This is a genomic window from Caballeronia sp. RCC_10, assembly GCF_041360715.1.
Taxonomy (GTDB): domain Bacteria; phylum Pseudomonadota; class Gammaproteobacteria; order Burkholderiales; family Burkholderiaceae; genus Caballeronia; species Caballeronia grimmiae.
Map to the genome: position 1 here is coordinate 402,162 of NZ_JBFUPT010000002.1, position 14,634 is coordinate 416,795.

The following is a 14,634-nucleotide window of genomic DNA, read 5'->3' on the forward strand; positions in this document are numbered from 1 at the left end:
AGCCGCATTATCGCTGTCCACCCTGCACCGGCGACAGCGAACTGACCATCCGAGCGCAATTACTGCAACCACCCAACGGTCGACCGGTCCAGCGTCGACACTGATCGTCTGATTGCAATGGAAGGCTTGGTATGCGCCAACGGCGCGCGCGCAGGAGGGCGGACAAGAGCTGTTCGCGGTCTCCTGTCCGAATTCGGACAGTCGGCGTTGTCCAGGCGCACGACCCGACCAGGTCTCCCAATGCGCCCGCCAGTCTTAGCCAAGAAAAAACCCGCTTACGCGGGTTTGATTTCATTCTGACCGAATCGAGAACATTTTGCCAATGTGCTCTCGCAATTGATTTTCCTGCTCCTCCGTCACGACCCCCGCCTTGAACTTAAAGGTAAGCCCTTTAACATCCTTGGTGATGCTGCCAGCCTGGACCTTGCCGGCGAAAATCTTCAAGATACTTCGACCGCCTGCATCAGTCGCCGACTCGCCTCTAGTAACCTGTGCAACCAAGCTCGCGGCCAGCTTCGTCTGCACCAAGTCTCCAGACAGCACTTGCGGCCACAGCTCGTGAAGCGCCCGAAGCCCCGCTTCGCCAGCCTTCTTGAGCGCGTTCGCAACATCCTGTGCCGACGACGCTCCAAGCACCGATGGCGTCAGATCCAAATCACGCTTCACAAAATCCGGCAGTGCATCGAAGGCAAGGAAGCGATAGAGATCACTACGCGAGATTCCCATAGCTTCAGCAAGACGCGTTCGATTGGGAAATTCCGCCTCAGCCCGCCGTATAGCGATCGCAATCTCATAATCTGACAGATCGTCTCGCGTGACGTTTTCCATCAGAGCGAGCGCCGCCATGTCCTGATCGGAACACTCGATAACGACCGCCCGAATCGTCTCCCGATTGATAAGCTTGTGCGCGCGAAACCGCCGCTCGCCGGCAACCAACTGAAACGCCTCTCCGATACGACGAACGGTCACCGCTTGAAGCAATCCGACCTCGTCGATGGAACGGGCCAATTCAGATAGCTTGGCCTCGTTGAACTGACGTCGCGGCTGCCACGGATTCGGCGCAATAGCGTCAAGCGGAATATCTGTCTCAACGCCTTTCGATTCCAACTCTTGAATCCGCAACTGTGCCGCCGCCAAAGCGCTGGTAATACCCGGCATCGTCTGCGGGCCACGGTTCGTGCGATCCTTCTTGTTCTCGCCCTTGAAATCAGCAGGCTTGGGAAGGTTGGCCGTCTTGGCCATGAGTTGTTCTCGGATGTTGTTGCTCATGCCGCCTCCTTCCAGGATTTGACGAACATATCGTCGAGCCACTTGGCGTACTGCATCATCGGCTGTCGGACTCGCTGCAGGGACTTCGCGGTGGAATGCGTGCTGACGACATCGAGCGCCGTCGAGAAAGAAAGGGCGCCGCCGCTCATCACTGAACTCGCGGGAATTTCGAACGGGTCGAGCCATCGCCCGTACGCACTTTGAGCCCATTGACGAACGACCGGTGCCGACGATGTCTTACCGTAGTCGACCTTCGACAACAGAATCGAGATGAAGTCGTAGACCTTGTCTTCTTCGTACGGCAGGAAATCTTCCGCGACATCGGAGAACAGACGCCAGAACGCCAGTGAACTAATGAAGTCGAGATTCTCGGGAATCATCGGCATGACCAGCGCGTCCGCGGCAAGCAGCGCATTCAGGTTCATATACGACAGCGATGGCGACGTATCGATCAAGATGTAATCGTACTGAGCGCGCAACGGCTCGAGTCCCTGACGCAAGACCGCCCAGAACCGATAGCCCTGAATCGTTTTTTGGCGCGCCGGCAGAAGGAACTCGGCGCCATACAGAAACGTATGACCGGGGATGATGTCGAGACCGTCCCAGTAGGTCGACTGGACGCTGGCGCCGAGACCACCCTCGATATTCTGGTCATATATATAGGGGAGTACGGTATCGTCCCCGGAAATCTCTTTCTCCGCATAGAGTCCGCACAACTCGGACGCGGACGCTTGCGGGTCTAGATCGATCAGCAGCACCTTGCGGCCGAGCAACGTGAGCGCTTGTGCGAGGCAGACCGTCGTCGTAGTCTTCGCCGACCCGCCTTTCAGTTGCGCCGTGGTCAATACCTTGCCTTTGAAATCGCCGTGGCCATCGTCGAGGCGAGTCTGATAGATGTCCGAGGCCATTTTTACCCACATGCGAACCTCGGGCAGCGTAAATGTTCGGCTGCGGCCATTGCCGTTCAATGTCCCCGGGGGCAACCCTCCTTCGCCCTTTGTCACCAGATATTGAATTTGCTGCCGAGTGAGGTTGCACATCTCGGCGAGTTCGCTGATCGTATAGAAGGGCGCAGTCTTTCGCGGCCGGGGCGCGAGGATTTGCTCACGAAGATTGTCAGAAAAGGGTTCGAGGTTATCCGCGAATTCCGCGACCTCGCGAAGAGAGACCTTGCGGTCTTCCATAGGTAGGCTGCCTACGTTGGCCATTCTGCGCTTTCTCCATGTATTGACGCTGAAGCGCAGAATACACGAATATGTGTAAACGGGGCTACATACCGTTGAAAAATGCCGCTTTTTAGCTGCCGAAAGCTCAAATCCGCCTTGATAAATGTCTCCAGTTGCCAGAGAACCGCCATTGGTACGCGGCCGTTATAAGTCCGATGAGGCGAAAAGGCCATTCAGCACAAAAACCACCCCGGGGCGGTTTTTGTGCGCAAGTCTTATTCGGAGATTTTCCCTTTGATGTCAATGACTTGCATCAGCATCTCGCGCGCATGTCACGTAGACCCGCAGTTCTGTCAGTTTTGTTTTTTGTAAACTTCGACGAACCCACCAACTTACAGCGCCGCATTTTCCCTTTTGAATCAACAAAAAGACCTGTGGATAGGGGCGTTTTTTGTGAACAGGAGGGTGGTTTTTGTGCGGGCTGGGCTGGAAGTTGGGCCGCACGGGGCGATTTTTGTGTGCAACGGGGCGGTAATTGGGCGGAGGTCTTTCCGGCGGGACGGTTTTTGTGCGCGAATCCGAGCGCGATCAGGGGCGGTTTTTGTGTTGACACACTTTTCTTGCCTGTTAGAGTGCCGGGGACCGCCGCCGAATCGAAGAATGGAAGATCAGGATTTCACCGTTACGCCTCAGCAACTTGCGCTGGACATCTACGAAGACATGTCCGGCCAAGGCACGGCCATCTCAGAGGCGACACGCGATATCGGTTTTCTCCGAAATAATATCTTCACGCGCGTCGGAGGGTTGGGCATTGCCGCGCGACGTGTCCTGGACGCGGCCTACTTCATCGTGGCGACGAAAGCGCCAGACGCGCTCATCGACGACAAGGTCTACACGTTCACGGCCGATGTGAACTACTTCAAGTGGCTCATGCGGTACGACAGCCGCAACCATAGCCACCTGATTGCGCAAATGCGGGCAGCAGCGCGGGCGCGCGTCGAAATCATGACCGCGCCGTCGATCGAGGAGCTCACCGAAAAAGATTCGTGGGGCACCATCAGCTTGCTTGGCGACTGCTATATCGAGCGCAACGTCGTCTGTGTGCTGCTTTCCGGCCGCGTCATCAAGTATCTGATCAGCCCGTACAAGGCGCACTGGCTCAGCTTGCGCGCGTCGACGGCCTTTTCGCTGTCGCTCGCACGCGCCATCTACGACCGCCTCATCCCGTGCCAGGGTCATGGCGTCACCGAGTGGTTCCCGTTCGACGAAGTTCTCGAATGGCCGGGGAAGGTGGGCGAATCGCGAAAGGAAGTGAAGGAGTTCAAGAAGCGCTTTCTGGAACCGGCCATCGACCAGCTGAACGAAGTGTCCGATTTCGACGTGAGTTGGGAGCCGAATGCCGATCGCGTCACGCGCGACAAGCTCAAGATTCGCTTCCGCTTCACCAAGAAGCAGGGCGCGGACGCGGCGCGTGCCGGCATCCAGGATTCGATGTACCTCTTGCTGCACAACGAATTCGCGTTCGATACCCCCGACTTCGAGCGCCTCGCCAAACATCGCGATGTCTGGACGGACGAACGCCTCGAGCAGGCCATCGAATACACGCGATTCAAGCTCAACGAAGGCAAGGTGACCGTCAGTCCTCGCGGCTATCTGTTCAAGGCGCTGGAAGGCAACTACCGTATCGGCGAAGCGGACCGGAGAATGGCCGAGATCAAGGCTAAGCAGATCGAGGACGACAAGAAGCATCGTCGCGAGCGCGAGTCCGCACAGGCGCAACTGGAAGCGACCATTCAGGCGCAGAACGACTCCGCCCGGGCCAAGATGAGCGAGGAAATTCGCGCGGGCCGCGAGTTTTTCGAATCCGCCGACGCCCAGACGCGCAAGGACCTTTGCCACTCGTTCGTGAGTCAGCTGATTCCGCAGCGCCTCATCGAAAAGCAGGGCCTATCGCGCGAGTCGTTGAGTGCGGAAAATATTCTGACGGTCAACCGCGTGGTCGCCGATGCCTTCTGTTCACATGTATTCGTCAAGATGAAGAAGGCGAGGTCGTGAATATGATTCGGATGCCGAAGTAATTCGGCGTACGTCTCATTCCGTTGCACGCGATACGTCTTTCAACGGCTTCTGGCATGCCGCAAGCGCCGCTCCCGCGGCGAGCACCAGCGCGGAATAGACGAGACCGCGCGTGAGTCCTGCGCTATCGGATATGCGTCCGATGACCGTTGGACCGACGATCTGCCCCGCCGCGAACACGATCGTGAACGCATTGATCCCGCTGCCCCACTGACTAGCCGGCAGGTTATGCCGCACGAATGCGGTCGTCGACGCGACTGCCGAAAGGAACGTCGCGCCGAACAGCGCGCCGGAAGCGAATGCCGCGAGCGGATGCGCAATCATGGCGGGGATGACCGTGGCCACGGCGAGCAGCGCGTTGAGCAGAGCGAGCGCCTGACCGCCGCGCATCCGGTCGAGCAGTCCCGACCAGATGCGAGCGGACACGATGGTCGCCACGCCGAGCAGCATGTAGAAGCCGGTGACGACGGCGTCCGACATGCCCGCGGTCCTCAGCAGCGCCACGATGAACGTCATATAGCCGATGTAACCGATCCCGAAGCACGCGTATCCGGCGAGCGCGAGGGCAAAGCGCCTTCGATGAATCGCGTGGCCCCGCATCGCGTCCGTCGCGCGTTCGGGTGCGACGCTCGGCTGTTCGCGTTCGATCCGCCGCGCAGCCGCCACGGCGATGAACGAACTGGCCGCGCAAGCCGCCGCGAGGGCGAACCAGGCGTAGCGCCAGCCGTGCGGGACGGGTGCAATCGTGATCGGCACGAGTATCGATGACATCACGATGCCCCAGCCCGTGCCGCCGTAGTACAGGCCGATGATGAGCCCCGCGCGACGCGGCGAGAGCGACGCAAGACGCGCAGCGAGCACGCCTCCGCTGACGAAGACGAGCGCGCTGGCTGCTCCGGTGACGACGCGGAGTAGGAGAAGGGCGTTCGTATCGGTGAAGGCGCCGCTGAAGGCCATTAGCAGGGCCGTCGCGAAGCAGCCGCTGACGAACGACGTCTGCGACGCCCATCGCCGGGAAAGGCGGGCGAACGCGATGGCGCCGACGAGGTATCCGAACGCGTTTGCCGTGTTCATCGCGCCGGCTTGCGCGAAGTTCCAGGCAAGGTCCAGCTTCATCGGCGGCAAGAGAAGGGCATACGAGAAGCGCGCGAAGCCGAGCGCGATGGCGCTGCCAAGCGAAAGCGCGATGGCGACGGCGGGCGCGTGGCGGGCGATGGTTGCTTCGGCGTTGAATGAAGTATCGACAGGGGCGACGCGGCTCACTTGCGCGGAAGCGTCGTCGGCGAGGGCTTCCCTGCAGTCGTCACGTTGTTTCACGCGTGGTGGTCCTTTGAGACTTGCTGGTCGCTTATCGGCGGTCGACGGGGCGACCGGGGGGCTTGCCGGGGTATGGTAACGCGAGGAAAGGGATGGGTTGCATGCCTTTGGCCTTCCGCTAATGACGATGCCTTGGAAAGCCTTTGGAGCGCGTGCGTTGTTGCACGGAAGACCACCGCAGCGATAGGCGACTGCATTGGTCCTGCTTCCGTGTGTGTGCAAAGCGCACGCGGGACGAATATCTGCACGCCTGCTTGAGAAGCGTCGGCTGTGAGCGCAGACCGTTTAGAGGCTTGCCGGGGTATGGTGGCGCGCGGGAAGGAATGGGCTGCATGCCGTTAGCCCCCCGCGAATGACGATGCACGGAAGATCCTTTGCAGCGCGTGCGTTTCAACACGTTGTGCAGCAGCCCCATATCACCCGCGACTACCGCAGCAATAACGACTGCATTCTTCTCGCATCTATGTGTGCGGGAAAGCGCACGCGGGACGATGATTGGCGTCACTGTTCGAGAAGCGTCGCCTTTGATTGCGGCCCGTGCGTGGCGCGCCGTCGAGCGATGGATGCATCCGCTCAGTCGAAGTCAATCATATAGCGCGCACGCGCGATAGCGCCGGGAAAGGGTCCTCCGTTCGCCCGCACAAGCTCATGTACGGGTCAGTGAAGGTAGGCAGGGGGCGTACGACCGGGCTATCGCCCGCAGAAGCCCGTTGCAGGGCGTTCGCAACGCGTCGACAGTAGAGACCGGGTGCGGTGAAGAAGAGAGGCCGGCCCGCTCAACCTGCACCGAAGGAGCCGTCGAGCTTGCGGTATGTGCCGACCGCCCGCCGTATCAGCGAGCGGTACGTCCCGCCGTTGAACCGAAACGTCAATGACCATCCGACGCCGCCGCCGGCGGTTCCGTCGCCGCGACCTTTGCGACAGACGCAGGTGTCGGCGCCGGCAAGGCCGGAAGTCCCGGCGGCGGGCCGCTGTCCGGCAGATTGAAGATCGGCATCGAACTCGGGCAACGGAAGGTGGTGAGCAGGTCGCTCGTCAATGGGTTCGCGACGCTTCCCGCGCTTGCGATATCCAGCACCGCCTTGCGCCCTTCGAAGCTGAACACGACGCGCGTGCGGCCCGGCGTCGCCGTCTGCACGATGTCCCCGTGCCGCAAGAGGCGCATCAGCGCCCAAGGCCCATCAGTCGCGATCGTCGACGTTTCCGCGCGAATTCGCGGGCTCGCCGTCAGTTCGGCGTGCACGCCGCCGCGCGGCCCCGGCCAACTGATGCGCAACGGCGCCACCGGACCGTGCTGATACAGGCTGTTCTGCCCGTCGATGTCGATGGACAGGCCGAGGATCGTCGGATCGAGTTCCGCTACGCGCAAATCGGCCTTCCAGGCAAGCTGCTTCTGGCCCTGGTCGCTGAAGAACACATCGCGGATTTGGCGCGCATGCTGGAACGGCTCGAGATCCGGACCACGCACGGGCTCCGTCGAACCGGCGAGCGTCTTGTATCGCCACGGCCGCGCGGACGTATCGACGAAAGGCAGCAGGTTCTTCATGAAGAAGTCGTCGAGCACCCCGCCCTGGGCGAAGACGCGCGTGAAGTCTTCGACGCTCACATCGCGCTTGCTGTCAGGCGCGAACGGATAGTTTCCTTCGACGGTCAGGCGGCAGGCATCGGTGACGACAGCCTGCATCTGCCGCGACAGCAACTGGCCGATGCCCTGATTCACCTCGCGCGAGCCCTGCGCGGAAAGCCCGAGGAGGACTTCGCGGAACGGCGCGGGCATCGTGTTGGCAGCCATCTTGAGCTTGGATGCCGCGTCGCTCGTCGGCGGCAGGCTGTTGTTCGCGACCGCGTTGTCCGCAACCGTGAGCGCGGTGTAGTAATCGTTGAGCAGGCTCGCGACGCCATCGAGGCCGGTCGCGCCGGCCTTGCCGCTGGGCGCGGTCTTCGCGCTCGACTGGGTATCGGCGGTGCCCGTCACCATTTCGCGCAGGGCAGCGAAATGGCTATCGACGAGTTCGCGCTCAACACGCTCTTCCGCGCGAATGCCGAGCGTCTTCTCGGCTTTGCCGGCCACCTTGTCGCTTGCCTTCTGCATGAGAGAAGGGCTGTCGACGGTGATGTTCTGCGTCAGCGTCGTCTCGTGGACGGCCGCGTTGGCGAGACGCGAGAGGGGCGAGTCAGGCGCCGCAAACCGGCGCAGCACCTGAAGATCGAAGGCGAGGCTCGTGCCGCTCACCGTGCGGATGTCGCCGAGAAACGCATCCCATTGCGCCGCGTACTCGGTCGGATAAAGCCGACGGATCGCTTCGGTGAGCGGATCGTCGGCTCCGGCGATCGCACTCGCAACCTCAGCCGTTTTTTTTTGAGCGTCGCCGAGGTAGGAGCGGCCCATTACCCAGGCGTCGTCGTCGCGGGCGGCGTCGACGAACTCGCGCAGCCGCTTGTCGAACAGGTTGCGATAGCCATCGAACGTGAAGAGGCCCGCCACGCCGCGCGAAAGCGGCGCGCCGCTTGCACGCGTGAACACCGTGCCGGCTTGCGGGCCGACCGCGCGAAGCAGCGTGAACTCGTCGGGCGCCTCCTTCTGCATGTCGGCCTTGGCGCGGTCGTACAGGCGTTGCGTGGCGTTGCTCGAGTCGAGAAAAGCGCGCGCACGCTGGATCAACGCGTCGTTGCGAATCAGCGGCGACTGCACCACGCGCTCACCCGAAAAGAGTTGCTCGACGTGACCGATCATCGATGCACGGCCGCCGAAGATCGCGGCGCTGTCCGTTTCGGCCCAGTCGTCGAGCACCCACGACTTCACGTCGCCCGCGTTGAATTTCGCGCGATCGTAAAGCATCAGATACACGCGCAATGCGTCGTAGGTCGACTTGGAGTCCTGACCGTCGATCGACTTCGAGATGACGTCTTCGAGGCGATGAACGACCTGCGGCAGCAGCAGATTGTCTTCGAGCGACTGATACGTGAAGCGGCCTGCATCGACGATGCCGGGAGCCGTGTACAGGCCATACCGGAAACCGGTGTCCGGCTGCGCGAGGTTGAGACCCGTCCAGGTCGGCAAATACAGTGCTTCGCTCAGCGTATCGGGCACGGCCTCCGGCTTCGGATCCTTGTACAGCGCCGTCACGCGGGTCGCGAGCGACTGCGTCTTGCGGGCGATGGCCGCGAGGTAATTGCTGTTGTTCTCGAAGCTGATGTGGATGCCGAATGCCAGCCACACGAACAGCATGATGGCAAGCGCGTGCCCGAGCAGCCGCAGCATCCGGAAGCGATATTCCCAGCGCAGATTCGGCCGGACCAGATTGGCCTCCGGCACGACCACCTTGCCGAACAGGTCCTGCAGGAAGTAGCCGTGTGCGCTTTGCGCAGCGGCTTCGTCGGTGACGACCGGATGACCGAGCCCGGTCCCCAGGCGCTGCACGACGGTCAGCGGCTCGGCCACGACGCGCTGCCCCGTCTGCGCGGCGCTCGTGAAGTACACGCCGCGCAGCGTTGCCTGAAGCTGGGTATCGTCGTAACGCGAATCGACGAACATCTGCGACAGGAATTCGACGAGCGGCACGCTCAGCGCACTGAACGCCTCCGGCAACACGGACAGCCGACGCCTGCGGTCCATGTCGTATTCGTCTTCCAGACGCGTGTTCACGCCGTTGGCGAGCCGCGACGCAAGCTGCTTCAGTTCGCCATTGCAGCGCAACGCGAGATCGATGCCTGATGCGCCTTCTGTCAGCGGCAGCGTGAAGCCCCACATCTGCGCGCGATGCTCCTCCGTCAGCGAACTGAAGTAATCAGCGAAGCCGGGGAGGTGATCGGTCTGCGTCACGACCAGATAGACCGGGAAGCGGATACCCAAAACCGTGCGCAAGTCCTCTAGCCGCGCGCGCAAGGCGGCCGCTTCCGACGCGCGCACAGCCGCATCCGCGGACGCGATGACATCGAGACTGACCGTCACCACCGCGCCATTGAGCGGCGCACGCGGACGATGGCGGCGAAGCAGACCGAGAAAGCCGCGCCATTCGTCTTCATCGACGATGAGACGCCAGTTCGGATCTTCCTGCTCGTTGCCGGGCTTGACCGTTGCGTCGGTCGCGGTCGCGGTCGCGGTCGTGGACGCGTCCGTTTTCGCCTTTTCCGGCGCGGCGGCCTTCGCTTTCGGTACGGCGGTCGACGATGTGCCGTGCCGCGTGTAATGCCCGGCCGTATCGATCAGCACGGCGTCGTTGGTCAGCCACCAGTCGACATAGTCCGTGGCCACCGAACCGCCGGTGAAGCGCTGCGCTGGGCTGCCGACCGGAAACTCCAGCCCGGCGTTCAGCAGCGCACTCGTCTTGCCCGACCCTCTAGAGCCGATCGCGATGAACCAGGGCAGCTCATAGAGATAGCGCGTGCCCTGAAACAGGCGGGCGAATCCGCTTGCGCCGGTGCGCATCGACTTCAGGCGGGACAGTGCGCTGTTGAGGCGCGACTCGACGACCTTCAGCCGTTCCTCTGCGGGCGGGGTGTCCTTCTTCTTGCCCCACGAGAGCGCCTTTTTGAGGAACCGCTCGTCGTCGCGCATCCTGAAGTAGACCCACACGAGCCAGTAAGCCGCATAGCAGACGAGCACGATGGTGATCGCAATGATCCGCGGCGATTCGGCCGCGAACGGCTGTGCTTCGCCGAACGTGAGCAGGGGCGCGGCGTACCAGATGAGCAGGCAGAGCAGGGCGACGAACGGTGGGCTCGTCGGCAATTCCTTCAGCCACAGCAGTACGCCGACGACCAGCAACGTGATGATGAACACGCGCGTGCCGATGCCGGCGAGCGGCTTCAGCCCGCCGAACGCGAGGTACGGTCCGAGGAACCAGATCACCAACCCGACGACGACGAGCGCCACAAACCCGAGGAACCAGCGGGACCTCAGAAACGACAGCATTTTCATTGTTTCTTTCCGAATGGCATGAGACGGCTAGGGCGTGACCGTGATCGCGACGCGGCGATTCAGCGCGCGGCCCTGCGGGGTGGCGTTATCGCCTATCGGGTCGGCGTCGCCCTTACCGATTGCCTCCAGACGCGAAGCCGGCACGCCCGCGCTCTGCAGCGTCTGCATGACCTGCGTGGCGCGTTCGAGCGAAAGCGCGTCGTTGGAGGCGAACTGCCTGCTCTTGATCGGGATGTTGTCCGTGTAACCCGCGACGACGACCTTGCCCGGCACCTTCATCAACTCGTTGGCGATCTTCGTGAGCAGCGGCGACGTCGTTGCTTTGACGGCCACGCCGCCCGGTGCGAACATCGCATCGCCCTTGAACGTGACCGAACTATGGCGCGCGTCCTCGTCGACGCTCACGGTGCCCGCCGCAATCTCGTTAGCTAGCAGTTCCTTCAGATGCGGCAAACGCGCTGCGGCCGGCGGCGTCATGCGGCCGATGTCGACGATCTGCTTTTCGAGCGAGGCGCTCTGGTCGAGCAAGTGATACTTGAACCAGCCGAACAGGCCGAGCAGGATCACGCCGAGCACCGCGAAGCTGATCCACACCGGGAAGTCATAGACCGACATGCGGCGGCCTTTGGCATCGGAGGCCACATGGGCGGAAAGCGCCATCGGCACGGTGCCGCGTTGCGCCTGGATTTCGTTATAGAGACGTTTGCGCACGGCGTCGTGCTTGCGAGCGCCGTCGGCTTCGTGCCGATAGCGGCCCATGAAGCCAAGGCTCAACACGCGATACATCACTTCGAGAAGATCGATGTGTTCCTGCGGCTCGGTCATGAGCCGGCCAATCAGCAGATAGATCTTGTCGCCGCCGTGACGATCCTCGTGGAACTCGGTGGCGAGCCCCGTCGCGATCCAGCGCACGCCGGTCTCGCGCTTGCCCCACGACGTCTGCATCGCGGCGTCGTCGAGCGCGGTGCAGAGGCAGTAGCGCGCGCCGATCATGTGGTCGCGCCGGATGTTGGCCTGCTCGCACAGGCGCTGGAAGATGCGCACTTCCTGCTTCAGCAGCAAGTGCAACTGGTCGATGCCTTGCAGATCGAGGTCATTCGGCATGTCCGCGAGCGCGCGCAGCAGCACGCGGGCGGCTTCGAGCAATGGATTTTGCGCGTCTTCGACTGCGCGCAGCCGCGTTGCCGGCGGCTCGCCGGGTGGGATGCTGGCGAGCTGGGTGACCGTCTGCTCGAGCAGCGCAGCGGCGTTGCCAGCGTCATGCGCGCCGGACGAATACGCGTCGCGTGCCGGCAGCCCTGTTCCGTGGCTAGAGTATCCCGCTTGCGGATTCACTGTGTTCCCCTGATGACATGATGGCCGGGCGCGGCCTTGGCGGCGCGCGCCCGGTTACTGCGAAAGGCGGTGGCTTAGCCGCGCACGCCCCACAGTTCGAGCTTGAGTTGCGGGAAATCGCCCGCGACGTGCAGCGCGATGCCGCCGTGCTGCGCGATCGTGTCCCACAGCGGGCCGGTGCGCGACAACTCGAAATAGACATAGCCCGCATTGAAGGGGATCTGACGCGGCGGCACCGGCAAGCCCTGCAGCACGAGGCCCGGCAGATGCGCGCGCACGAGGTCGGGCAGGCGCTCGGACGGACCGACCTTCGCCTGCGTGCCGAACTGTGCGAGCAGCGTGTCGGGCGGCATCGCGGCCGAGACGGCGAGCACCATCGAACTGAAGCTGCGGATCTCCGCCGGATCGACCACCGCGTTGCGCATGCCGTAGCCCGCATCTTCGAAGGCGATCGCCTGCGCGCTGCGCACCAGCACCGCGTTGAGCAGCCAGTGCGTGTCGTCGACGACGGGCCTCAGGCACGTGTGCGGCTCGATGTGTTGATAAGGCGGATGACTTTCCAGCGGCCGGCGCGTGCTGGTCCGCACATAAGTCGACAGTTCGCCCGCCATGCTGATGAGCAGCGCGTAGAGATCGGCGGGCGAGGTCGTCGGCACGCGGCGGATATGCTGCAGCAGAGGCTCGTAACGGTTCAGCGTTTGCAGCAGCAGATAGTCCGATACTTCGGCGACCGAGCCGGCCTTGCCATCGCTGCCCGTCAGGCGGCTCGCGAGCGCATTCGCGCGCAGGCGCGTGAGCTCGTGAATCTTGTTGAGCCAGCTTTCGAGCAACGAGCTCGCGCCATAACCCGACACGGGCGGGACAAGCGTGTCGTCGAGTTCGATGCTGCCGTCCGCGCGAATCGATTTGACTCGGGTGAGCGGCAGGCCGATCCACGCATCGGTCATTTCCTTTTCGGGCACCAGCCGCAGGCGCAGATTCGAAAGCTGCACCGCGCGTGCGCCCTGGCCGACCGAGTTGGTATCGCGCAGATCGCTGTCGAACACGGCATAGCGCGCGAGCGAATCGGCGGAATCGTCGAACGTCGTTTCTTCGCCGTTAGGCACGCGGATGGGCGTCGCCAGATGAATGACCTGCTCAAGATGCTCGGAGCGGATCGTCAGCGGCGGCGGCGGCGGAGTGCTGCCCGGCGCGTCGAACGGCGTGCCGTCCGCGAACACGCCGCTTGCCGACTTGATGATGACCTTGCCGAGCGCGAGCGCTTCGTTGTCGATCGCGAAGTGGTTGAAGCCGAAAAAGAACGGCGACAGCGGCGCTGCGCGCTTGTGCGCGAACTGCTCCAGATAGCGTTCCTGTTGTTGGAACAGCTGCGGGCGAAGGAACAGGCCTTCGCTCCAGGTGACCTTGTTGTACCAGCTCATAGGTTGAATCCTTTCCTATTTTTTCTTGGGTTCGGCTAGTTCGTCGACGATCCTGATGGCGTTCGCATCGAGGTTGATCGTCAGCTTGAGTTTGGGCGAGAACATGCGATACCACGCCGCCGACGGCGCCGCGGGCATCGGCCAGGTCGCCCGCCAGACGGAATTCGGCAGGTCGCGATAGGCCGCGATGACGCCGAGCGTCGTGGTCGCCTGCTGCGCGTCGCGCTTGATCGTTTTGCTCTCGCCGGGACGCATCTGGAACTGGTCGCGAACGACGAGGTCGTCGGCGAGCGCGGTCTTGTCCTTGTCCTGCAGAGAGAAGAAATCGGCTTCGTTGAAGGCGCTCGCGTCCTTCAGTTCGTACACCCGAACGATGATTGGCGCGGCGCGTTTCTGGTCGTCCGGGTTAACGCCCGACGCGGCGCTGAGCGTCAGCGTCATCTTGACGGGTTCGTGGACGGGATTGGGATCGCTGCTCGCGCACGCAGTGATTCCCAGTGTGCAGATGAGTGCAACGAGAACGGAAATGAACGGGCGCATCGGAGAAGAAACAGGCAAGGATTCAGGCATCGAAAAGGCCCGGCGCACGAAAAAGTGCGCCGGGCCTCCCAGGCTACGTCGAGAGGCTTTTACGCTTCCTTGTTCAGCTTGATGTCGTAGCCAGCGGTCACGGCGCCGCCGCTGCCGCCCTGGGCGTTCTGCACGACGTACTCTTGCTTCACCTTAGCGAACGACAGGCGCACGCCTTCGGTGATGCCGTTGTCGGCGTTGCTGCCCGACGGCGAAACGCGCGTGACGATCACGTCGTTCATCGTAATCTTCAGGTACTCGAGCGGGTTGCCGCCGGCCTTGCGAACCGTTAGCACGGCCTGATCGATGTGCTTGCCCGTCAGGCAGTACTTCATCAGGTTCGGGCTGGCGCGGTCGACCAGGTGCACGAAGCTCAGGTCTTCGACGGTCGCCTTGCCGGCGCCGCCGCCCGAACCCATGTGCATGTTCGATTGCTGGGAGATTTCCCAATTCCAGCTCTTCACTTCGATCTCGCTCTTATGTGCGGAATCCTGCGATTCGCCATCGATGCCGTTGATCTTGATAAAGATGTCCTGTGCCATCTTGATACTCCTTGTTA

General features: G+C 62.4%; 9 protein-coding genes. 1 reads left to right on the plus strand and 8 read right to left on the minus strand.

Going from position 1 to position 14,634, the window contains the following annotated elements; all coding sequences use genetic code 11:
* Nucleotides 1–291 precede the first annotated feature (291 nt).
* Both AB6804_RS06325 and AB6804_RS06330 read right to left on the minus strand, forming a co-directional pair.
* Complete coding sequence (locus AB6804_RS06325) at nucleotides 292–1,269, minus strand: ParB/RepB/Spo0J family partition protein (protein ID WP_370885728.1); 978 nt, start codon at nucleotides 1,267–1,269, stop codon at nucleotides 292–294.
* Nucleotides 1,266–2,477, minus strand: coding sequence for an AAA family ATPase (locus AB6804_RS06330; RefSeq protein ID WP_035965603.1), 1,212 nt, complete (start codon nucleotides 2,475–2,477; stop codon nucleotides 1,266–1,268). Before AB6804_RS06330 ends, AB6804_RS06325 begins: the two co-directional genes overlap by 4 nt.
* 618 nt (nucleotides 2,478–3,095) lie before the next feature.
* Here AB6804_RS06330 and AB6804_RS06335 point away from each other — a divergent pair.
* Nucleotides 3,096–4,490 (plus strand): replication initiation protein, encoded by a 1,395-nt coding sequence (locus tag AB6804_RS06335; protein ID WP_035965612.1) that lies wholly within the window; start codon nucleotides 3,096–3,098, stop codon nucleotides 4,488–4,490.
* Between the two features lie 36 nt (nucleotides 4,491–4,526).
* On the opposite strand, the gene AB6804_RS06340 is transcribed toward AB6804_RS06335, so the two are convergent.
* The 6 genes from AB6804_RS06340 to AB6804_RS06365 all read right to left on the minus strand — a co-directional run bounded on the left by AB6804_RS06340 (nucleotide 4,527) and on the right by AB6804_RS06365 (nucleotide 14,617).
* Complete coding sequence (locus AB6804_RS06340; protein WP_370885729.1) at nucleotides 4,527–5,828, minus strand: YbfB/YjiJ family MFS transporter; 1,302 nt, start codon at nucleotides 5,826–5,828, stop codon at nucleotides 4,527–4,529.
* A gap of 868 nt (nucleotides 5,829–6,696) precedes the next feature.
* On the minus strand, nucleotides 6,697–10,749 hold the full coding sequence (tssM, locus tag AB6804_RS06345) for a type VI secretion system membrane subunit TssM (RefSeq protein ID WP_370885730.1): 4,053 nt from the start codon (nucleotides 10,747–10,749) through the stop codon (nucleotides 6,697–6,699).
* A 27-nt stretch (nucleotides 10,750–10,776) separates the two neighbouring features.
* Entirely contained in the window at nucleotides 10,777–12,084 is a 1,308-nt protein-coding gene (gene tssL / locus AB6804_RS06350; protein WP_370885731.1) for a type VI secretion system protein TssL, long form, read from the minus strand.
* 74 nt (nucleotides 12,085–12,158) lie between these two features.
* Nucleotides 12,159–13,505: a type VI secretion system baseplate subunit TssK gene (gene tssK, locus AB6804_RS06355; protein WP_035965618.1), complete on the minus strand. Its 1,347-nt coding sequence runs from the start codon at nucleotides 13,503–13,505 to the stop codon at nucleotides 12,159–12,161.
* A 15-nt stretch (nucleotides 13,506–13,520) separates the two neighbouring features.
* Entirely contained in the window at nucleotides 13,521–14,045 is a 525-nt protein-coding gene (gene tssJ / locus AB6804_RS06360; RefSeq protein WP_370885941.1) for a type VI secretion system lipoprotein TssJ, read from the minus strand.
* 89 nt (nucleotides 14,046–14,134) lie between these two features.
* Entirely contained in the window at nucleotides 14,135–14,617 is a 483-nt protein-coding gene (locus tag AB6804_RS06365) for a type VI secretion system tube protein Hcp (protein ID WP_035965639.1), read from the minus strand.
* Nucleotides 14,618–14,634 lie beyond the last annotated feature (17 nt).

Coding starts and splice junctions, on each gene's coding strand:
- AB6804_RS06325 (WP_370885728.1), bottom strand. CDS start 1,269: ATGAGCAACAACATCCGAGAACAACTCATGGCCAAGACGGCCAACCTT.
- AB6804_RS06365 (WP_035965639.1), bottom strand. CDS start 14,617: ATGGCACAGGACATCTTTATCAAGATCAACGGCATCGATGGCGAATCG.
- tssJ (WP_370885941.1), bottom strand. CDS start 14,045: ATGCGCCCGTTCATTTCCGTTCTCGTTGCACTCATCTGCACACTGGGA.
- AB6804_RS06330 (WP_035965603.1), bottom strand. CDS start 2,477: ATGGCCAACGTAGGCAGCCTACCTATGGAAGACCGCAAGGTCTCTCTT.
- AB6804_RS06335 (WP_035965612.1), top strand. CDS start 3,096: ATGGAAGATCAGGATTTCACCGTTACGCCTCAGCAACTTGCGCTGGAC.
- tssK (WP_035965618.1), bottom strand. CDS start 13,505: ATGAGCTGGTACAACAAGGTCACCTGGAGCGAAGGCCTGTTCCTTCGC.
- tssM (WP_370885730.1), bottom strand. CDS start 10,749: ATGAAAATGCTGTCGTTTCTGAGGTCCCGCTGGTTCCTCGGGTTTGTG.